Annotated in this window: 18 protein-coding genes; 8 read left to right on the top strand and 10 right to left on the bottom strand. The window is 59.8% G+C overall.

The window, feature by feature from the left end:
• Positions 1-120: 120 nt before the first annotated feature.
• Positions 121-918, top strand: coding sequence for a creatininase family protein (locus FHT86_RS00520; RefSeq protein WP_133704921.1), 798 nt, complete (start codon positions 121-123; stop codon positions 916-918).
• Here FHT86_RS00520 and FHT86_RS00515 read toward each other — a convergent pair.
• Complete coding sequence (locus FHT86_RS00515; protein ID WP_133704920.1) at positions 906-1,874, bottom strand: LysR substrate-binding domain-containing protein; 969 nt, start codon at positions 1,872-1,874, stop codon at positions 906-908. The two genes, FHT86_RS00520 and FHT86_RS00515, sit on opposite strands and share 13 nt — an antisense overlap.
• A gap of 184 nt (positions 1,875-2,058) precedes the next feature.
• On the opposite strand from FHT86_RS00515, the gene FHT86_RS00510 reads away from it, so the two are divergent.
• The 6 genes from FHT86_RS00510 to FHT86_RS00485 all read left to right on the top strand — a co-directional run bounded on the left by FHT86_RS00510 (position 2,059) and on the right by FHT86_RS00485 (position 8,214).
• Positions 2,059-3,075: an ABC transporter substrate-binding protein gene (locus FHT86_RS00510; protein WP_133704919.1), complete on the top strand. Its 1,017-nt coding sequence runs from the start codon at positions 2,059-2,061 to the stop codon at positions 3,073-3,075.
• A gap of 146 nt (positions 3,076-3,221) precedes the next feature.
• Positions 3,222-4,046 carry an ABC transporter ATP-binding protein gene (locus tag FHT86_RS00505; RefSeq protein WP_133704918.1) on the top strand — a complete coding sequence of 275 codons (825 nt, stop codon included), beginning with the start codon at positions 3,222-3,224 and terminating at the stop codon, positions 4,044-4,046.
• Positions 4,046-4,912: an ABC transporter permease gene (locus tag FHT86_RS00500; RefSeq protein ID WP_183868513.1), complete on the top strand. Its 867-nt coding sequence runs from the start codon at positions 4,046-4,048 to the stop codon at positions 4,910-4,912. Before FHT86_RS00505 ends, FHT86_RS00500 begins: the two co-directional genes overlap by 1 nt.
• Positions 4,912-6,225 (top strand): cytosine deaminase, encoded by a 1,314-nt coding sequence (locus tag FHT86_RS00495; RefSeq protein ID WP_133704917.1) that lies wholly within the window; start codon positions 4,912-4,914, stop codon positions 6,223-6,225. The genes FHT86_RS00500 and FHT86_RS00495 overlap by 1 nt, the downstream gene beginning before the upstream one ends.
• 1 nt (position 6,226) lies before the next feature.
• Positions 6,227-7,636 (top strand): FAD-binding oxidoreductase, encoded by a 1,410-nt coding sequence (locus FHT86_RS00490; RefSeq protein WP_133704916.1) that lies wholly within the window; start codon positions 6,227-6,229, stop codon positions 7,634-7,636.
• Positions 7,633-8,214 carry an NAD(P)H-dependent oxidoreductase gene (locus tag FHT86_RS00485; RefSeq protein ID WP_133704915.1) on the top strand — a complete coding sequence of 194 codons (582 nt, stop codon included), beginning with the start codon at positions 7,633-7,635 and terminating at the stop codon, positions 8,212-8,214. The genes FHT86_RS00490 and FHT86_RS00485 overlap by 4 nt, the downstream gene beginning before the upstream one ends.
• 37 nt (positions 8,215-8,251) lie before the next feature.
• Here the strand turns inward: FHT86_RS00485 and FHT86_RS00480 are convergent, their stop codons facing one another.
• The 3 genes from FHT86_RS00480 to FHT86_RS00470 form a co-directional block, all read right to left on the bottom strand.
• Positions 8,252-8,989 carry a bifunctional 2-polyprenyl-6-hydroxyphenol methylase/3-demethylubiquinol 3-O-methyltransferase UbiG gene (locus FHT86_RS00480; protein ID WP_133704914.1) on the bottom strand — a complete coding sequence of 246 codons (738 nt, stop codon included), beginning with the start codon at positions 8,987-8,989 and terminating at the stop codon, positions 8,252-8,254.
• Between the two features lie 82 nt (positions 8,990-9,071).
• On the bottom strand, positions 9,072-9,461 hold the full coding sequence (locus tag FHT86_RS00475) for a RidA family protein (RefSeq protein WP_133704913.1): 390 nt from the start codon (positions 9,459-9,461) through the stop codon (positions 9,072-9,074).
• Positions 9,462-9,523: 62 nt separating this feature from the next.
• Complete coding sequence (locus FHT86_RS00470) at positions 9,524-10,420, bottom strand: DMT family transporter (RefSeq protein WP_133704912.1); 897 nt, start codon at positions 10,418-10,420, stop codon at positions 9,524-9,526.
• A 110-nt stretch (positions 10,421-10,530) separates the two neighbouring features.
• Between FHT86_RS00470 and FHT86_RS00465 the strand changes: the two genes are divergently transcribed.
• Positions 10,531-11,055 (top strand): hypothetical protein, encoded by a 525-nt coding sequence (locus FHT86_RS00465; protein WP_246779349.1) that lies wholly within the window; start codon positions 10,531-10,533, stop codon positions 11,053-11,055.
• A 49-nt stretch (positions 11,056-11,104) separates the two neighbouring features.
• Here FHT86_RS00465 and FHT86_RS00460 read toward each other — a convergent pair whose 3' ends face one another.
• The 6 genes from FHT86_RS00460 to FHT86_RS00435 all read right to left on the bottom strand — a co-directional run bounded on the left by FHT86_RS00460 (position 11,105) and on the right by FHT86_RS00435 (position 20,631).
• Positions 11,105-11,716, bottom strand: coding sequence for an alpha/beta hydrolase (locus FHT86_RS00460; RefSeq protein WP_133704911.1), 612 nt, complete (start codon positions 11,714-11,716; stop codon positions 11,105-11,107).
• A 14-nt stretch (positions 11,717-11,730) separates the two neighbouring features.
• Positions 11,731-12,663 (bottom strand): VOC family protein, encoded by a 933-nt coding sequence (locus FHT86_RS00455; RefSeq protein WP_133704910.1) that lies wholly within the window; start codon positions 12,661-12,663, stop codon positions 11,731-11,733.
• A gap of 142 nt (positions 12,664-12,805) precedes the next feature.
• Positions 12,806-13,507 (bottom strand): uracil-DNA glycosylase, encoded by a 702-nt coding sequence (ung, locus tag FHT86_RS00450; protein WP_133704909.1) that lies wholly within the window; start codon positions 13,505-13,507, stop codon positions 12,806-12,808.
• A gap of 538 nt (positions 13,508-14,045) precedes the next feature.
• Positions 14,046-16,463 (bottom strand): arylsulfatase, encoded by a 2,418-nt coding sequence (locus tag FHT86_RS00445; protein WP_246779432.1) that lies wholly within the window; start codon positions 16,461-16,463, stop codon positions 14,046-14,048.
• A gap of 832 nt (positions 16,464-17,295) precedes the next feature.
• Positions 17,296-19,743, bottom strand: coding sequence for an FAD-dependent oxidoreductase (locus FHT86_RS00440; protein WP_133704907.1), 2,448 nt, complete (start codon positions 19,741-19,743; stop codon positions 17,296-17,298).
• Positions 19,744-19,752: 9 nt separating this feature from the next.
• Positions 19,753-20,631, bottom strand: a complete 879-nt coding sequence (locus FHT86_RS00435) for a choline kinase family protein (protein WP_133704906.1) — start codon at positions 20,629-20,631, stop codon at positions 19,753-19,755.
• Positions 20,632-20,800: the final 169 nt, after the last annotated feature.

Raw genomic sequence — 20,800 nt, 5'->3', positions numbered from 1 at the left:
TGCCCATTCCGCAGAGCGTGCACACAAAAAGGCAGCAGCACGCCCGCAAATTGATGCTTTCCCCCGCCATAATCCTTGCCGTATCCGTTATGAAAGAGAAGCACATGAGAGGAAATGGCGATGGCGAAGCCCTTCTATTGGAACGAACTGACCACCTATGATTTCGCCGGCCTCTCGCCCGACACCACCATCGCCGTACTGCCGATCGCCTCGACCGAACAGCATGGCCCGCATCTGCCGATCGCGACCGACGTGGCCATCGCCAACGGCATGCTGGCCGAAATGAAGGCGCAGCGCCCAGACGACCTGGACTTCCTGGTGCTGCCGACCCAAGAAATCGGCAAGGCCAACGAACATATCTACGGACCCGGCACGCTCTCCCTCGGCGCCGAACTGCTGATCCCGGTCTGGACGGCGATCGGCGCGAAGGTTGCCGAGGCCGGCATTCGCAAGATGGTGATCGTCAATTCCCATGGCGGCAATCTCGACATCATGGGCATCGTTGCGCGCGAACTACGCGTACGCTACCGGATGGCCGTCGTTGCCACGCAATGGACGCGTTTCGGCACGCCTGACGGCATGATCAGCGACCATGAGCAGCGCTACGGCATCCATGGCGGCGACGTCGAGACCTCGCTGATGCTGCATTTCCGCCCTGAACTGGTGCGCATGGACAAGGCCGAGAACTTCGTCTCCAAGGCGGAATGGATGAAGGAGCAGTCGAACTATCTGCAGCCGCTGCCGCCGCATTCGCTCGCCTGGATCGCTCACGATCTCAATCCCAACGGCGTCGTCGGCAATGCCGCCAACGGCACGGCAGAAAAGGGCGCGCTCATCTGCCGCCATCAGGTCAAGGGTTTCATCGAAATGCTGCGCGATCTCAGGGACTACCCGTTGTCGAACCTCTATTCGAAGTAGGCATCTGGCCGGCGGCGTTCCGACGCGATCAGGATATGTCCTTTCGCCTGCAGCTCCTCCACCAGGCCGGCCAGTTCGGCGAGCAGATATTCCACGAACAGGCTGGTCGCCGCATCGAGCGGCGCACGTGTGCGGGCAAATAGTTTCATCGGCTGATGCCGCGAATGCGGCTCGGCAATCGGCCGGAACACCAGTTCGCCCCGGCGGCATTCGGTGATGACGTCGAGCGGGTTCAGCAGCGTCAGCCCTGCTCCGCATTTGACTAGCTGTTTAAGCATCTCCGATGCATTGCTTTCCAGCACCGGCTCGACTTGTACCGACAGCCGCGCCAGCGTCAAATTGATGATCTCGCGCAGGCTGGTGCCCGGCTGCGCCAGCAGTAGCCGCTCCTCCACGACATCGGCGAGGCTGATCGGCCCAGGCCCGATCAGCGGATGACCCGGCGGCAGCACGACGCCGATCGGAATATCGAAATTGCCAAGCGAACGGATGCCGGGTGTCGCCGGGATGTTGAAGCCGAGGCCGATATCGACTTCGCCCGACAGGACCGGCGCCACGGTCGTCGAGCCGGAATCATTTCGCAATTGGATGAAGACACGCGGATGTTCGGAGAGAAAACGCGCGATGATCTCCGGCAGCGGCCCGGAGGCGAGCCCGACCGTCGTAACGATCCTGACTTTGCCGGCCTGCTGCATCTTGAGACTGCGGATGCGCCCTTCCAGCCGTTCGTAATTCTTCAGCACCTCGCGAATATGCTCGATGCAGAGCTCACCCGCCGCCGTCAGCCTGAGCCCACGCGGCAGCCGCTCAAACAATGGCGCTCCCATCTCTTCTTCCAACGCCAGGATCTGCCGGTTGACCGCCGAGGATGCCACATTGAGCCTAGCCGCCGCTTTGCGGATCGAGCCGCAGCGGGCAATCTCGTTGATGTAAAGAAGTCGCCTCGAGTGCAGCATACACATCCCCATTGCATAAAATTTGCCCAGGCCGCACAATTTAGGCACAGGCGCGGGCTGAGATGCCTAAAAGGCATCAATGCGCACGAATTTTGATGCTTTTCAAAGCGCAAGGCAATCGCTCAAATGCAGAAAATGGGCGTCACTGGCGGCGTCCCATGGCAGATAAGGGGAACAACCGGCCATGTCCAATGCATTGAAGACCAAAGCATTTCTCGCCGTCATGGGCCTGCTGGCCTCTATTGCCGCGGCTGAGCCCGCGAGTGCCCTCGACAAGGTGACGTATGGGACCAATTGGCTGGCCGAGGCTGAACATGGCGGCTTCTACCAGGCGATCGCCGACGGCACCTACAAAAAATACGGCCTGGATGTTGAAATTGTCCAGGGCGGCCCGAACGCTGCCAACCAGGCGCTGCTGATCTCCGGCAAGATCGACTTTTATATGGGCGGCCCGCAGCAGGAAATCGATGCCGTCAAACAAGGCATCCCAATTGTCGATGTCGCCGCGATATTCCAGAAGTATCCGCAGGTGCTGATCGCCCATCCGGACGCCGGCGTGGAGAAATTCGAGGACCTCGCCAAGCTGCCGACCCTGTTCATGAGCAAGGACGGCTACATCACCTATTTCGAGTGGATGAAGGCGAACTTCCCCGGCTTCAAGGACGAGCAGTTCAAGCCTTATAATTTCAGCCCGGCGCCGTTCCTTGCCGACAAGCAGTCGGCTCAGCAGGGCTTTCTGACCTCCGAACCCTATGAAATCCAGAAGCAGACCGGCTGGGAGCCGAAGGTGTTCCTGCTCGCCGACGCCGGCTATTCGCCCTACGCGACGATGATCACGACGCAGACGTCATTGGTTCAGAAGAATCCCGACCTTGTGCAGCGCTTCGTCAACGCCTCAATCGAAGGCTGGTACAATTATCTCTACGGCGACAACAAGGCGGCCAACGATCTGATCAAGAAAGACAATCCCGATATGACGGACGAACAGATCGCCTATTCCATCGCCAAGATGAAGGAGTACGGCATCGTGGAATCCGGCGACGCCGTCGACAAGGGCATCGGCTGTATCACCGACGCGCACTACAAGAAGTTCTTCGACCAAATGGTGCAGATCAAGCTCTTCGACGCCGACACGGATTACAAGAAGGCTTTCGACTCGCAGTTCGTCTGCAAGGGTGTCGGGATGGCGCTGAAGAAGTAAGTTCAGTACCTCCGCCTTGAAGGGGGGAGGTCGCCGCAAAGTGGCGGGTGGGGGTAACACCCGGAGATGCTAGGGATCACCCCACCCCGGAGCTTCGCTCCGACCCTCCCCCTCAAGGGGAGGGTGGATCAACAATGAGCCGAACCATGACCCCGTCTGAAGCAATTGCAACCACCAAGACCGAGCTGCGCAAGCGGCCGCTGGTCGTTATGGAGCAGGTCTCCAAACTCTTCTCCAACGGCACGCTGGCGCTCTCCGGCATGTCGATCAATGTTGAAAGCGGTGAGTTCATCAGCCTGCTTGGTCCCTCCGGCTGTGGCAAGTCGACGGCGCTGCGCATCATCGCCGGCCTTGGCGGAGCCTCCAGCGGCACGATCGACTGGCCGAGTTCACGCATCAATTCCAAGGGCCTTCCGGAGGGCGACATCAGCTTCGTCTTTCAGGAACCGACGCTGCTGCCCTGGAAGACCGTCTTCGGCAATGTCCATCTACCGCTGAAGCTACGCGGCGTTTCCAAAGTGGCCGCCTACGACCAGATCATGGGCACATTGGCGACCGTCGGTCTGCAGGATTTCGCCGACGCCTATCCACGCGAATTGTCTGGTGGCATGAAGATGCGCGTGTCCATCGCCCGTGCGCTGGTCACCAAGCCGAAGCTGCTGCTGATGGACGAACCCTTTGCAGCACTCGACGAGATCACCCGCCAGAAGCTCAACGACGATGTGCTGCGGCTGTGGAAGACCACCGGCATCACGGTGATCTTCGTCACCCATTCCGTCTACGAGTCCGCCTATCTTTCAAACCGCATCGTGGTCATGAAGGCGCGGCCCGGCCGTGTGCATACAGACTTTCCCTTGGACACCAGCGGCGAGCGCGATCCCCTCTACCGGTCTTCCGAGGAATACCGGCAAGTTTGTGAAAAGGTGTCCCGTTCCCTGATCGAGGCCATTGGTTGGCCGGAGGCCCATTGATGAGTGACAGCACCAGCCTATCCGTCAACCTCTCCGCAGAAGCGGCCGATGCGCCACCGGAAGCGGCCGTGCGGACCAGGATTGCCGAACGCTCCCTCGGCATTATCGTACCGATCTTGACCGTTGTCGTCTTGGTCGTCCTCTGGCAGCTTCTCGTCATCGGCGCCGAAATTCCGCAATATATCCTGCCGAGTCCGCTCGCCGTCGCGAAATCGCTGGTGTCCGATTGGGGCATTCTCTCACCGGCGCTTTGGGTGACAACCGAGATCACCTTCATCTCGCTGGCACTGGCGCTGATCGGCGGCGTCGGCTTTGCGATTTTCCTGGTGCAATCGCGCTGGATCGAACTCGCCTTCTATCCGCTCGCCGTCATCCTGCAGGTGACGCCGATCGTTGCGATCGCACCGTTGATCCTGATCTACGCGCCGACCCGCGAATCCGCGCTGCTGATCTGCGGCTTCCTCGTCGCCTTCTTTCCAATCCTCTCCAACATGGTGCAAGGCCTGAAGAGCGTCGACCATAATCTCCTGAACCTCTTCGATCTTTACGGCGCCTCGCGCTGGCAGATGCTGTTGCATCTGAAGCTGCCGGCGGCCCAGCCCTATTTCATGACGGGCCTCAGGATCGGCGGCGGCCTGTCACTGATCGCCTCCGTGGTCGCTGAATTCGCCGCCGGTTCCGGTGGTCCCAATTCCGGCCTCGCCTTCCGCCTTCTCGAGGCGCAATACCGTCAGAACATGCCCCGCCTGTTTGCCGCCCTGCTGCTCCTTTCGGCGCTTGGCGTCGCCATCTTCGCCCTCACCTCCTTCATCTCATGGCTGAGCCTGCATCGCTGGCATGAAAGCAGCCTCAAGCGGGAAAACTGATGTCCTATTCCTTCATGTCCCCGCCGAACGCGGCGCGCTTCGTGCTGAGCAACGCCACTGTCCCGGCCGTGACTGTCGCCGGCTTCAGCGGCCCCTCAAGCGAGGGCCTTATGAAAGCCGACATCGTGGTTGCGGATGGCCTCATCAAGGACATCCTGCCGGCCGGCAGCGCGCCGTCGGAATTCGCCAAGGCCGACATGAGAGACGGCATGATCTGGCCAACCTTCGCCGACATGCATACCCATCTCGACAAGGGCCACATCTGGGAGCGCCGCGCCAATCCGGACGGCAGTTTCGTGGGCGCCCTCGACGCCGTGCGCGCTGACCGCGAGGCCAACTGGTCGGCTGCCGATGTCAGGAAGCGCATGGAATTCTCACTGCGCTCGGCCTATGCCCACGGCACCAGCCTGATCCGCACCCATCTCGATTCGCTGGCGCCGCAGCACCGCATTTCCTTCGAAGTGTTCTCGGAGGTGCGCGAGGCCTGGAAAGACAAGATCGCGCTGCAGGCTGTCGCCCTGTTCCCGCTCGATGCCATGGCCGAGGACGCCTTCTTCGCCGATCTCCTCATGGTGATCCGCGATGCCGGTGGCCTGATCGGCGGCGTCATGCAGATGAACCCCGATATCGACCGCCAGCTCGACAAGCTGATCCACGCCGCGATGGACAGCGGCCTCGATATCGACCTGCATGTCGATGAGACCGAGGACAAACAGGTGCTGACGCTGAAAGTGATTGCCGAGGCGGTGCTGCGCAACGGCTTCACCGGCAAGGTCACCGCCGGCCATTGCTGCTCGCTCGCCCGCCAGGACGAGGATGTCGCCGCGGCCACGATCGATCTCGTTGCCAAGGCCGGGATCTCCGTCGTCTCCCTCCCGATGTGCAACATGTATTTGCAGGACCGCCGACCGGGCCGCACGCCCCGCTGGCGCGGCGTCACCTTGCTGCATGAGCTAGCCGCCGCCGGCGTGCCGACTGCCGTCGCCTCCGACAATACCCGCGACCCCTTCTACGCCTACGGCGATCTCGATCCCGTCGAGGTCTTCCGCGAGGCCGTGCGCATCCTGCATCTCGATCATCCGCTGGATACGGCTGCCCGGGTTATCACCACCTCGCCTGCCGATATTCTCGGCCGCTCCGATATCGGCCGCATCGCCGTCGGCAGCCCTGCCGATCTCGTTCTCTTCAGCGCCAGGCGCTGGAGCGAATTCCTCTCCCGTCCGCAGTCCGACCGCGTCGTCCTTCGCAAAGGCAAGGTGATCGACCGCAGCCTGCCGGATTACCGTGAACTCGATACCGTTATTGGAGCGTGACATGCCGGATTATCAGCTCATCAAGAAAGAACTCGAGGGCATCGCCGTCGAAGACAATCCGGCGCTGGTGCGCCAGAAGAGTCGGGATTTCTACTGGTATTCGCCGATCCTGAAGGCACAGCTCGACAATGTCACCGCCGACCTCGTCGTGACACCGAAGACCGAGGAAGAGGTAATCCGAACGCTGAGGGTCGCCTATGCCCATGATGTGCCGGTTACCCCGCGCGGCGCCGGCACCGGCAATTACGGCCAGGCCATGCCGCTTTCCGGCGGCATCGTCTTGAACCTCGCGGCCATGAACAAGATCAAGGAAATCCACCCCGGCCGCGTCATCTGCGAGCCAGGCATCGTCATCGCCGAGCTCGACCGCCAGACAAAGGCGCATTCCGGACAGGAACTTCGCTTTCACCCCTCGACCGCGCAGACGGCGACGATCGGCGGCTTCATCGCCGGCGGTTCCGGCGGCGTTGGCTCGATCACCTGGGGCGGGTTGCGCGATATCGGCAATATCCTGCGGCTCCGCGTCGTCACAATGGAGGCCGAGCCGCGCGTGCTCGATCTCACCGGCTGGGACCTGACCAAGGTCAGCCACGCCTACGGCACCAACGGCATCATCACCGAGATCGAAATGCCGCTCGCCCCGGCCTACGACTGGGTGGACGTGCTGGTCGGCTATGATGATTTCATGGAAGCCGTCCGCTTCTCCGACGCGCTCGCCAAATGCAACGGCATCCTGGTCAAGGAAATCGCACCGATCGCCGCGCCCATCCCTTTCGAATATTTCAGCCGGCACAAGCCCTATATCCGTCAGGGCCAATCGATCGTGGCACTGATGATCGCGCCGCATTCCATGGACCCGTTCCTGGCTTTTACCGGCCAGCAGAAGGGCGAAATCACCTTCCGCTCCGACAAGGTCGAGAGCATGAAGGGCATCCCGCATGCCTATGAGCTCGCCTGGAACCACACGACGCTGCGCGCCATCAAGGTCGACCCAACCATCACCTATCTGCAAGTGCAGTATCCGGGTCCGGATCACGTCGCGAAGGTACAGAAGATGGTCGAGATCTTCGGCGACGAAGTGCCAGGCCATCTCGAATTCATCAAGTTCGACGGCCAGATCCAGTGCTCCGGTCTGCCGCTGGTGCGCTACACGACGGAGGCGCGGCTGGAAGAGATCATCCGCATCCATCAGGACCATGGCTGCCCGATCTTCAATCCGCACCGCTATACGCTAGAAGAAGGCGGCATGAAGCAGACGGATATCGTCCAGCTCGCCTTCAAGAAAGAGACTGACCCGAAGGGCCTGCTGAACCCCGGCAAGATGATCGCCTGGGACAACCCGAACTTCGATTTCAAGGCCGGCAAGAACTATCTCTTTCCTGGCCTTGCGGCGCTGATGGAGGCCTCATGAGGGTTCTCGTCCTCCATTCGCATCCCGTCGAGGAAAGTTTTGGCGCAGCCCTGCACCGGCAGACGATCGAGAGCCTGAAAACGGCCGGTCATGAGGTCGACGACTGCAATCTCTATGCCGAGGGCTTCGACCCCGTGCTCTCCCGCCACGACCGGATGATCTATCACGATTATCCGGAAAATACCGAGGCGGTGAAATCCTATGTCGAGCGCCTGCAGCGGGCGGAAGCGCTCGTCATCGTGACGCCAGTCTGGAATTTCGGTTTTCCGGCGATCCTGAAGGGCTATTTCGACCGCGTCTGGTTGCCGGGTGTGACCTTCGAACTTGTAAACGGCAAAGTGACCTCGAAATTGCGGCACATCCGCAAGCTCGGCGCCGTGATGACCTACGGCGCCGATCCCTTCCGCGCCTTCATCGTCGGCAACCCGCCGAAGAAGATCATCAAGCGCATGCTCCGCGCGATGATCAAACCCTTTGCCCCGGTCGTCTTCCTCGCACACTACGACATGAACCGCTCGACGGATGAGACGAGAAAGCGGTTCCTGGAAAAGGTGAAGCGGGAAATGGAGCGCTTCTAGAAATCGCACCGCCCATCTTGGCGATGAGCACCCGACGTCAGTACGACGGCTTTAACGTCGATATCAACAGGAACATCGGTCGCTCGCGCTCGATTACTCGATCCGGATACATGGCCAGGTCCTCGTCGGTCGGCGTCCACTCTTCGACATGCATAATCCGAAAACCACTGCCTATCAGTAGGTTGAGCGTCGTTCCCATCGTGCGGTGCTGCTTTACGACACCTTCCGCGAGCCAGTTCGTCACCCGCGGTCCCTCCATCTGATAGCTGTCAAGCGGCCACGTCTTATAGCCTTCGGCATCGACCAGCCAATCCGGACGTCGCGGCGCCATGTAGATCGGGTGCTCGATCGAGAAAATCAGTCGACCGCCTGGCTTCAACGCCTGATGGATTGTGGCCAGAAGCCCGGCAAAGTTTCTGATGTAGTGAAAAGCAAGCGAACTGTAGACGAGATCGAAAGCAGCCGCCGGAAGCTGGAGATTTTCAAGATCGGCCTTGGCGTAGCGAATACCCTCACCTTCCGTTTCGGCCTGGGCGCGTGCCAGCATATTGTCGGAGACATCCAAACCCAATATGCCGGAGGCGCCGTGCTCCCTCGCCCAGCGGCAGAACCAACCAAAGCCGCAGCCAAGATCAACGATATCAAGGCCATGCAACTCGGGCAGCATCGCCCGCATCGACGGCCATTCCGCCGCGCCCGCCAATCCGTCGATCGATCGTTGAAGCTGGGAGTAGCCTTCGAAAAAGTCCGGATCGTCGTAGATGTTCTGGGTCACATTCGCCTCCAAACGCCCGATAGCATCCGCCCAAACCTGCGTCGACCTCACAGGTCAACCATCTGCTCGCTGCAGGGTGCTTTTACGTTACCTTCGCTGCGGTAACCTCAACCTCCACCAGAAACTCCGGCCGCGTGAATCCGCCGACAATGATCAGCGTCGAAACCGGTTTCGGGTCGAGCGTGTAGCGGTCACGGACAGCCATATAGGCGGGAAAATCCTCGCGTCTGGTGACGAAGCCGGAAATGCGGATGACGTCGGCGAAGCTCATGCCCGCCTCCTCGAGGATCACCTTGATCGCCTCGAAGCAGAGTTCCGCCTGCCTGGTGATGTCAGGTGGAACGCTATCGTCAAGCGCAATGCCGAGTTGGCCGGACGTGACCAAGAGGCTCGCGCCGGGCGGCACCAGCAGGCCATGATTGTAGTTGCCGAAGGGACGGCGGACGGAGGGCGGATTGAAGGTCTTTTTCATCGTCGTCGGTTCCCATTTGATCGGGCCGACTTCAGCATTTCGCTGGCAGCCGGGCAAGCCGCTCAGAGTGCTTGCGCCGGTTCTTCCGCCCGATTTCGCCTCACTTCCAGCAGGATATGGCCGAAGAGCGCGGCAAGCACGATCGGGCCACCGATCAATGTTGCCTGCGACGGCCGCTCGGCGAGGAATATCCAGACCCACAAAGGCGTCAGCGGCACTTCGAGCGATGTCAGCAAGCTGGCATCGGCGGCCGGGATCAGTCGCGAACCGAATGTATAAAGGCTGAGACCCATTGCGTTCTGGATGATGCCGAAGGCGATGATCAGGCCGAGATCATGGCCCGATACTGTCAACGGCGAAGCGAACCAGAAGGTGATGAAGGAGCAGAGCCACGCGGACAAGGCCATCGCCGGCAGCATCGGCACATCCCGGTGCTGCCGCATGACGACGGCGAGACCGGCGACCGTAAACGTCATGACGCCGGCCAAGACCTTGCCAAGCCAACCACCGCTGCCGGCCGCCTCGCCGGACAGCATCACGAGCACGCCAAGGAGTGCCACGGCGCTGGCGACCAACGTCGCCACACTTGGGCGTTCCTTGATGAAGACATAGGCGACACCGGCAGTGACGAAAGGCACAGTCGCGTAGATCACCATCGCATCGGCGACGGAGGTGTAATAGATCGAGCCGATGCCGCTGATCATCGACGCGGTGGAAAACACCGTCGCGGCCAGCGACGGCCCGCGCATGGAGCGAAGAATGCGCCAGGCATTACCCCGCTCGATATAGAAAAACAGCGTGAAGACGCCGAGGCCGGATACGATGCCGCGGCAGAAGAGGATGGTCATCAGATCGGCGTGGATCGAGCGCACGAAAAGACCAGACGTCGACCATGCCAGGGCTGAAAACGCCACATAGATCACGCCCAGCCGATATTGCTGCTGCTCCGCCAGCGTCACGACGAATCTCCCCAACCCCTTTAAGCCTCGACTATTATCGAGCGCCGGGAGAGCCTACAAGCGAAGCTTGCGGCGAGAGATGTCGCTGGCACAAGAAGAGGAGGCAGCGGTTGCAGAACCGCCACGCCTATCTCGGCCCCAAATACTCCTTTGTCTTGCGGATATTCCGGGTGCCTTTAGGGTATGAATATTCGGCAGAGGGAGAATCAATGCAGCTATTGCTGGCAGGTCTGTTTGCGTGCGGCTGCGTGAGCTTGGTCGACGCCCCGCTGTGGCCGGCTGCCGAAAGCTACATCAATTCGACGATGGTATGCAGTCAAAGCGGCAATCCAGGTAATTGTCAGCACACGCGGGATATGTGGAAAACAGAATACGATGACGCCACGGCCGGAAAGTATCAGGGCCAGAGAAATGTCGCATTCTGCCTGAGCACGGGCTGCGACAACGCCATTCAACCCGACAAGATCCTCGGCTGCGCCTGGCGCCTCGTGATCATCAACTCCAGACACGCGGAGCAGGATCGTACCGACACCATGAATCTCAAGCATTTCTGCGGGTCGACTTATGTCGATCAAGTGGGACGACGCGCAGCCGAGGCCCAGGCAAAGACAATGCTGGAACTCATCGGGAAATAGCCGGGCGCATTGCGATCGATAATCGCTATGCGCCCGGTTTCGTTCATATTCAGGCGTAGGGCGCGAAGAAGCTGCGGATCGCCTCGATCTCGTTCGGGCGGATATCATGGCCGCCCGGATGCCATTCGAGTGTCACCTCAGCCTTCTGCCGCGTGAAATAATCCGCCAGCGCTTTGGTCACCGGCGCCGGCGAGATCGGGTCGCGTTCGCCGGCGGTAATCAATACCCGGCTGCCGTCGAGCTTGGCGTTGTCGCGCGGCTGGAACGGGATCAGCGGATGCATCAACACGGCGGCATCGAAGAGGTCGCCGTGTACGATCAGCACATTGGCAAGAATATTCGCGCCATTGGAAAAGCCGAGACCAAGAACCTTTGAGGCGCCGTGGTCGACCGCCAGGCTTTTAACATAGGCGGCCATCTTCTCCGTTGCGCGGGCAAGGTCGGCCATGTCGTAAACGCCCTCGCCCGTGCGCCGGAAGAAGCGCGCCGCGCCATGTTCCGAAACGTCGCCACGCGGCGAGACAATGGTCGCTTCCGGCAGCAGGCGGTTGGCGAAATCGAAAAACTGGTTCTCGTCACCACCCGTACCGTGAAAGGTGAATAGAATGGGCTTGCCGGGTGCACCGGGCTTCACCCGGTGCACATAGGTCGTATCCGTCATGATATCCCCCTTAATTAAGCGTCCAACGGTTCAAGATGCTGCTCGAGCAACGCACGCAGATGAGCGTGCTGTTCCGGCAGCTTCAGCGCCTCGCCGAGATGGGCCGTATCCTCGTCACGGTTGAAACCGGGCTCGTTGGTGGCGACTTCGAACAGTACGCCGCCTGGCGTGCGGAAATAGATCGCCCAGAAGTAGTCGCGGTCGATGACCGGCGTGACCTGGTATCCCGTATCCATCAGCGCCTTGCGGACTTCGAGCTGCTTTGCGCGGTTCTCGACGGCAAAGGCGACGTGGTGAACGGAACCCGCACCGGGAAGCGCGCGGCCGATGTTCGGCATGGTTTCGAGATCAACGAAATCTGCGCCGTTGCCGCCGGGAATGGCGAGCCGCTTGACGCCTTCATGCGTGTCGACCACTTCATAACCCATATATTTCAACAGCTCAGCCGTGGCGCCCTCGTCCCGCAGCCGCATGGCGACGGAATGAAAGCCTCTGATCGCATGTTCTGCATCGACGCCGCCATGGGTCCAGGGCTCGCGATGGTCGTCCTTGACCTCGACAAGCGCAAAGCCGTCACCATCGGGGCCGGCGAAATGCAGGCGCTTCTGGCCGAAGGACTCATCGGTCTTCAGAGCTTCGACGCCCTGCTTGCCAAGCCGGTCGGTCCAATAGCCGATCGCGCCTTCCGGAACGGAGAAAACGGTATTGCCGACTTCGCCGGTGCCCGGACGGCCACGGGCCATCTTCGCAAACGGGAAATAGGTCATAATCGTACCGGGCGTGCCGATCTCGTCACCGTAGTAGAGGTGATAGACATCGGGCGCGTCGAAATTGACCGTCTTCTTGACGCGGCGCAGGCCGAGCGTATTCGTGAAGAACTTATTGTTGGTGCGGGCGTCTTCCGCCATCGAGGTAACGTGGTGAAGACCCTTGATCTGGTTGAGCATCTCTAACCCTTGTCTCGCCCGCAACGGCAGGCGTTTCTGATGAGTAGAAGATGGTCGCAGAGGCCGTTTTTCGATAGCCCCTATTAGCCAAACGGATTGTCTCCAATTGTTGAACGATGAAAAGCCGTCGTTCAATATGGCATCAGCTATTGTTTGGATCGCTCGGCAGAGCCCAGTCGATCGGATCCTTGCCGTGCTCGACCAGATAGGCATTGGCCTTGGAGAAATGCCGGCAGCCGAGGAAGCCGTTGTGGGCGGAGAGCGGCGACGGGTGCGCAGCTTTCAGCACGAGATGCCGCTGCGTATCGACGAACGCGGCTTTCTTCTGCGCGTAGGAGCCCCAGAGCATGAAGACGACGCCGTCACATTCGTCGTTGACCCTGCGGATAACGGCATCGGTGAAGCGCTCCCAGCCCTTGCCCTGATGCGAGGCGGCCTGTGATTCCTCGACCGTGAGCACGCTGTTGAGCAGAAGCACGCCCTGCTTCGCCCAGCCTTCGAGAAAGCCGTGACGCGCCGGCGGAATGCCGAGATCGGTTTCCAGTTCCTTGTAGATGTTGACCAGCGACGGCGGGATGCGCACGCCGGGGCGAACGCTGAAACACAGCCCATGCGCCTGGCCGATGCCATGATAGGGGTCTTGCCCGAGGATCACGACTTGCACTTCATCGAGCGGCGTCAGGTCCAACGCTCGAAAATATTCGCTGCCGCGTGGAAAAATCACCTTGCCGCGCTGCTTCTCTTCGACAAGAAAGGATTTGAGCTGCTGCATATAGGGGCTGACGAATTCCTGTGACAGCGCCTCTTTCCAGCTTTCCTCCAGCTTGATACCCGCTTCCGCCATCGCCCTTGCCTCCATCTTTCGTCAGCATTTCGATTGAGGATGAAAGCGATGGCGTGTCAAGAAAATGGCCGGTGCTGCGGCCGAGAGATCACAGTTTTTGAAGGGTGGCGCGGTTTGATTCCAATCTTATGTGTTAAATGCCACCAATGGCAACTTTCAGGCCCATAGCGGACCTTAGACAGCATGCAGCCCGGAAGGACTGCTGAAGCCTTCTGCCTCAGTGGGTCCGAAGGAAGTGGCGACGACTCTCGACAAACTCTCCAGTGAATTTACCCCCTGTCAGCAAGGCGGAGGAAGAAGAGCAAACATCGATATAGCGGTTACGACCCTATCGGTGCGCCGTTAGCCGTAGGAAGAGTATACTACCTCCTCTCGAGGGTGGTGGCGACATCGCCCCCCGCTCGTCACCACTCTCGAACACTAGGATGAAACTAGCGCCGCCGGTCCTTCGTAAGCACTTACGGGCACCCCGGATAGGGAGCCCGCCATCCTATAGCGCCTAGTTGTTCGCGTTGGCGAGCTCACTCCGGACAATTGCTTATTCATTCGCGCCTAGCTGTGTCGGCCCCAGTTTGAAGGCAACCTTGTCGAGCTTTCCGGTGAAGGGGAAAGGCACGTTGTAGTCGCCGTCGTCGACGGGAGTGCGGGTATCGACGCCCACGTCGAAGGTTTCGTCGATCGCCATGATGAAGGGCACGGTGTGCGGGACTTTCTGGTTGGCGACTTCCTTGTCGTCCACCCTTAGCACGCCGGTGCCGCCTTTTCCGAAGCCCGGCCCATCGTAGGTGAAGTCGAAAACGATGGTGTGCTTGCCCGGTGCCAGCGGGTCCTGCCCTTGCCAGCGAAAGCGTTCAAGATCGACGAGGTTATAGAGGAATACCGGCTTGCCCTTGAGCAGATAGAGGCCATAGCCACCGAAGCGGCCACCCAAAGTGGTGATCATTCCCTCCGCCCCGCCCTGGGGAACATCTACTTCGGCGGTTATGGTATAGGACTTGTTCAGGATGCTCGGTGCGTCACTAACCGGTATGCCGGACACCTCGCCCGGGTAGGTGAAGAGGCTTCGCCCTGCAGTCGCGCTGGGCCGTGGCGCTATGATGCGTGGCAGGACAGAGTTGTCGAGAGGAAATACGTTGTACTTCTCTGCCTCCACCAGGAACAGCTGCTGCAGTTCGCGCAGCTTGTCGGGCATTTTGGCGGCGAGGTCGTTGTTCTCAGAATAGTCGTCGGTGAGGTTGTAGAGCTCCCATTTATAGCCGTTGATGACATCCTCGGGTAGCTTCGCGGTGCCGAGGAGCCAGGGTGGGGCTGGTGGGGTCGTCGCCGCGATCCAGCCATCGTGATAGATCGCGCGGTTCGCGAACATTTCGAAATATTGGGTGGTGCGTTTCGAGGGAGCGTTGGCGTTAGCCTTGTCGAAGGTGTACTCCATGCTCACCCCCTCGATCGGCTTTTGCGCGATGCCGTTGACAACCAGAGGCGCCGGGATGCCGGTCACCTCCAGGATGGTCGGCACGATGTCGATCATGTGGTGAAACTGCGTGCGGATCCCGCCCGCGTCCGTGATGTGGTTTGGCCATGCGATGACCATACCCTGCCGGGTACCGCCGAAATGCGACGCCACTTGCTTGGTCCATTTGAACGGTGTGTCAAACGCCCATGACCACGCGACCGACATGTGCGGATAGGTTGGGGGGAGTCCCCAGGCGTCATAGGCCTTCAACTGATCCGCGATCGGAAGATCGAGAATGCCGTTGTAGGCGGTCATCTGGTTTGGCGTGCCGACAGTGGTGCCTTCGGCGCTGGTGCCATTATCGCCGCTGATATAGATGATCAGAGTGTTGTCGAGCTTTCCCTCATCCTCGACCTCCTGGATTACCCGGCCAATCTCATGGTCGGTGTAGGCCGCATAGGCGCCGAACACTTCCGCTTGATGCGCGAACAGTCGCTTTTCGTCAGCGGTTAGCGTGTCCCACTTCTTCAGATCATCCGGCCAGGGCGTCAGTTCGGTGTTCGCGGGGATCACACCGAGCCGCTTCTGGTTGGCGAAGATCTGGTCGCGCAGAGCGTTCCAACCCATGTCGAACTTGCCCTTGAACTTGTCGATCCACTCCTTGGTTGGCTGGTGCGGTGAATGGGTACCGCCTGGGACATAGTAGAGGAAGAACGGCTTGTCGGGCGCGGCTGAGTTGAGCTGCCGTAAATGGCGGATCGCTTCGTCCGCCAGATCGGTGGTGAGGTTGTAGTTGGGCTTCCCGACCCAGGGGAAAATCTGCGTGAGGTTCTGAAAGAGGTAGGGCGTCCATTGGTCGGTCTCGCCGCCCATGAAGCCGTAGAAATAGTCGAACCCCATCCCGTTCGGCCATTGGTCGAATGGGCCGGCCGCACTGTACTGGTAGCTCGGGGTATTGTGGTTCTTGCCAAACCAGGATGTCGCGTAGCCATTTTGCTTGAGGATCGCGCCGATGGTGGCGTTGTCGACGCCGATGACGCTGTCGTAGCCAGGATAGCCGGTGGATTGTTCGGAAATGATGCCGAAGCCGACCGAGTGGTGGTTGCGTCCGGTGATCAATGCGGCCCGCGTCGGTGAGCAGAGAGCAGTTGAGTGGAACTGCGTGTAACGCAGCCCCATTTGCGCTATTCGATCCATTGTCGGTGTCGGGATTACACCGCCGAACGTGCCTGAAACGCCATAGCCCTGATCGTCGGTCATGATGAGGAGGATGTTAGGAGCACCCTTGGGCGGCACCACCTGAGGCGGCCAATACGGTTTCGACTGGCTGGCCTGAAGGTTGATCTCGCCCCCGAACGCTGGCGGTTGTGGGGGCAAATATCTCCCATCAATCGTCGTCGTTGCATCGGGCGAGCCTGGGGTGCCGGTGACCTGCTGTGCGCATGCCGAGCCAACCGACAAGGCGAAGGCTGCGGCGGTCGAGGCCAATGAAATCAATCCCATAGGTTTCATGACGGTTTCTCCAACTAAGTGATGATCGAATTTCCTTTCATTCCATACGGTTCATTCACTTGCAGTAGGCGACGTCTGAACATTAAGGCCCAACGCGCGAGTATAGCACAATGGTCGAGCGGTTCGGCCGGTAAGATCGGATTAATTCCGTCCCGGTCGCAGCGCGAAACGCCATCGGTTGCAGGGCTCGTTGACGCAATCAATTTCAGCGTTAACCCCACAAGGTTCTGGTCGAGGGCCATCATGTTGTCGTGGTGGCGGACCAGGGGAGGAAGAATTGGAAGATAATCATCCACGGGTGCTACTACTGGTACACGCCGTTGGCCTGAGACCGCTAGATTGGCGATTCAACCTAGTACCTCGTCTCCCTGTCCCGGATCGGCGCCCATGAGACAGAAGCGGCTTAATTGAGAAGAGAGGATTTCCGGCTCATCGTAGCTCGATCGGAGGAAGCGAAGATGAGACAGAAATCCGGGGCCCAGAAACCAGCGGCCGAACATGGCAGCCTTTGATCTTTTTTTGCCGGGATGCTCGCCGTAGCCATCAATGTGATGGTCTCTCCCTTTATAGACAGAGCGTATCGAAAAGAACGCGAGCGAAGGGGCGTCGGATCCGGGACTGGCGCACACGAGCGGCTATTCCGCACTATGCCAAGGAAAAAGTTCGGGACGAGAGCACAGGGTAGATGCCGGGAACACTTCATAAGGCCCGCCGACCGCTTATGGCGCAATCCGGCCAAGGTGATAATTCCGGAGAGGGCTGGTGGCATCTGCTACACAGCGCAGCTTGATCGTACCCGAAAACCGCTTCTCCCCTTCAACGATCACCCCTTGATCCGCGCCATCTGCGGATCATAGAGCGGCTTCAGCGACACCTGGCAAGGCACGCGGCGTTGGGCAACGTCGAGCTCATAGCGGCCGCCGAGCACGAAATCCTCGGTAACCCCATCGGGATCGCGGACATAGCCGTAGCCGATCGGCTTGCCGATCGTGTAGCCGTAGCCGCCGCTGGACAACCAGCCGACGCGCTGGCCGTTGCGATAAATTGTCTCGCGGCCGAGGAGTACAGTTTCGGGATCCTCGGGCACGAAGCTGGCGAACAACTTCTTTACCCCCGAAACCAGTTGCCGCTCGATAGCCTCCCTGCCGCGAAAGGCGATATTCTTCTTAATCTTAACCGCCCAGCTAAGCCCCGCCTCGACCGGCGTGTGGTCGGGGCCGATGTCGGAGCCCCAGGCACGATAGCCCTTTTCGAGCCGGCAGCTTTCGATCGCGCGGTAGCCGGCATTGACCAACCCGTGATCGCGGCCGGCGGCCATCAGAGCGTCGTACACCGTAGCCGCATATTCCACCGGCACATGCAGCTCGTAACCAAGCTCGCCGACATAGGTCATACGCAGCGCTCGAACCGGGCAGCCGGCAATGCCGATGGTCTTCACCCGCAGGAAAGGAAATGCAGCGTTCGACACATCCTCTGACGTAACCGCTTCGAGCACTCTGCGCGAATTCGGCCCCATCAACGACAGGACAGAGTAGGCGGAGGTAATATCCACCAGTTCAGCATGCATCTCAGCCGGGATATTCCTGGCGATCCAGTCGAAATCATGCGTGGCGAAGCCGGTGCCTGTCGTGATGTAGAATTCGTTCTCGGCGACGCGCGCCACGGTGACATCGCATTCGATACCGCCCTTGTCGTTCAGCATCTGGGTATAGGTCAATGCGCCAACCGGCTTGGCGACATCGTTGGAGGCGATCCACGAGATCGCCGCTTCGGCATCTCGCCCCTTCAGCACGAATTTTGCAAAAGACGTCTGATCGAAGATCACGGCCGCCTCGCGCACCGCCCTGTGCTCGCGGCCGACGGCATCGAACCAGTTCTGCCGGCCATAGGTGTAGATATCCTTCGGCTCCTCGCCGGCAAAGAGGTCGGCAAACCAGTTCGGCCGCTCCCAGCCGAGCTTTTCCCCGAAACAGGCGCCCTGCGCCTTCAGCCGATCGTAAAGCGGCGACTTGCGGCAGGGGCGGCCGCTCGAATGCTCCTCAAACGGCCAGGCCATGGTGTAATGCTTGCCATAGGCCTCGAGCGTGCGAGTACGTACCCAGTCCGTATCAAAATGCGGACGGCCGAAGCGCCTGATATCGACCGGCCAGAGATCATAGGGCGGCTCGCCCTTCGCTACCCATTCGGCAAGCGCCATGCCCGCTCCGCCCGCTGAGGCGATGCCAAAGGCGTTGAAGCCGGCTCCGACGAAGAAGTTCATGAGCTCCGGTGCCTCGCCGAGGATAAAATTGCCGTCGGGCGTAAAGCTCTCGGGACCGTTCAGAAGTTGCTTGATGCCCGCCGTCTGCAGTGCCGGCACACGCATCAAGGCTTGCTCCATGATCTGCTCGAAGTGGTTGAAATTGCTATCAAGCAGCGTGTAGTGAAACTCTTTCGGAATGCCGTCGATCGCCCAGGGGATCGGATTCGGCTCATAGCCGCCCATGACCAGCCCGCCGACCTCTTCCTTATAATAGGTCAACCTGTCGGGATCGCGCAGCGTCGGCAGGTTGGAGGGCACGCCGAAGGATTCGGTGATAAGGTACTGATGCTCGACGGAGACGAGTGGCACGTTGACGCCGAAGCGCGCCGCAAAGCTCCGCGTCCACTGCCCGGCGCAGACCACGACGCGCTCGCATTCGATGCGGCCCTTGTCGGTGATGACAGCGCGGATCCTGCCCTTGTCGATCTCCAGATCGAGGACTTCGGTATCCTCGAACAGGGAAACGCCGGCCATGCGGGCACCCTTCGCCAGCGCCTGGGTGATATCGGAGGGATTGGCCTGCCCGTCGGTCGGCAGATAGGCCGCACCGACCAGATCGTCTATATCCATCAGCGGCCACAGATCGAAAGCTTCCTGCGGCGTCAGCAGATGCATCTGCAGCCCGAAGGATTGCGCCGTCGTCGCCTGCCGCTTCACCTCCGTCCAGCGTTCTTCGTTGCAGGCAAGGCGCAGCCCGCCATTCATCTTCCAGCCGGTGGCAAGCCCCGTCTCGGCCTCCAGCCTTTTATAGAGATCGACGGAATAGCCGAGCATCTGGGTGATGTTGGCGCTGGTCCGCAATTGACCGACGAGACCGGCGGCGTGGAACGTGGTGCCCGAGGTCAGCTTCTTTCGCTCCAGCAGGACCGTGTCTGTTAGCCCGAGCTTGGCAAGGTGATAGGCTGTCGAACAGCCAACAATACCCCCGCCGATGACGACCGCCTTCGCTGTTTGGGGCAGTTCTTTCATCGCATCACCTCAAGAATTCCGGAATGATTGATAGGCACGTTCAAATCGCGCCAGATTTTCGCTCGTATAGGCTGAATAATCGAAATCGATACGGGAATGGATCTCCGAAACCATGCTCCACATCGTCTCGCGCAACAGCGAAGCGCATTTCATTGCCTGATAGCGCCGCCGCAGATCGTCGCTTGCCGGCGCATCGAAATAAGCCTCCAGCATCGTCGTTTCCTGGTCGTCGGAAAATTCGTTGTTGGATGCAAGACCGCCGAGGTCGAAGAGCGGCGTGTTGAAACCGGCATAATCCCAATCGATCAGCCAGAGTCTTTTTCCATCGTCGAGGAAATTGGCGGCCAAAAGATCATTGTGGCCAAAAGCGATGTCGAAGGGCGATGCGGCCCGTTCCAGTCGCTCGGCAATATCGAGGAAAGTCGGCAGCAATGCTCCATGCCGACTACCACCCTCTTCGAGAACGGCGGCATAGTCGCGTACGACATGAAAAACCCAGAAGATGACGCCGGCGCCACGAAAATGTTTCGCGACATTTTGGTGGCATGAACGGACAAGCGGTACAATTCGCGGCAGTATCGAGGGCTCGCGAATATCCTCCGCTGCAAGCGGCTTGGCGTCGATGTAATCCAGCACAAGAATGCCCGGCTCATAGTGAATGACGGCGGGCGATAGTCCGGCCGCATGGGCAGCCTTGCTCGCCGCTAGCTCGTTGGCGCGGCTGATGTGGTGAACAGGAATATCCGTTCCCAGCCTGACGACAAAACGCCGACCGCCATTGGTGACAAGGTAATTGCGATTGGTGATGCCGCCCACGAGCGGAGCGATCTCGATCGATCCGCGCCAAATGCCAAGAGCATGTATCTTGTCTTCGGGCGTTACGGTCATCCCTCCTCCGGCGCGACGGCGCGCGTCTTTCGGATGCAAAAGGTTCCCCACAATAGGGGAACTGTCAAGAACTAGCCACAAAATGAAACGATCATTTGGTTTTTTGTTGGATTATGCGGGGAATGAAGGTCTAATCCCTATTGGGCTATGGATATTTGCAACAGAAAGC

It is taken from the genome of Rhizobium sp. BK313, assembly GCF_014193655.1.
Classification (GTDB): Bacteria; Pseudomonadota; Alphaproteobacteria; order Rhizobiales; family Rhizobiaceae; genus Rhizobium.
The sequence above is the reverse complement of the archived record's forward strand: the minus strand, read 5'-3'. Positions and strand labels throughout refer to the sequence as shown.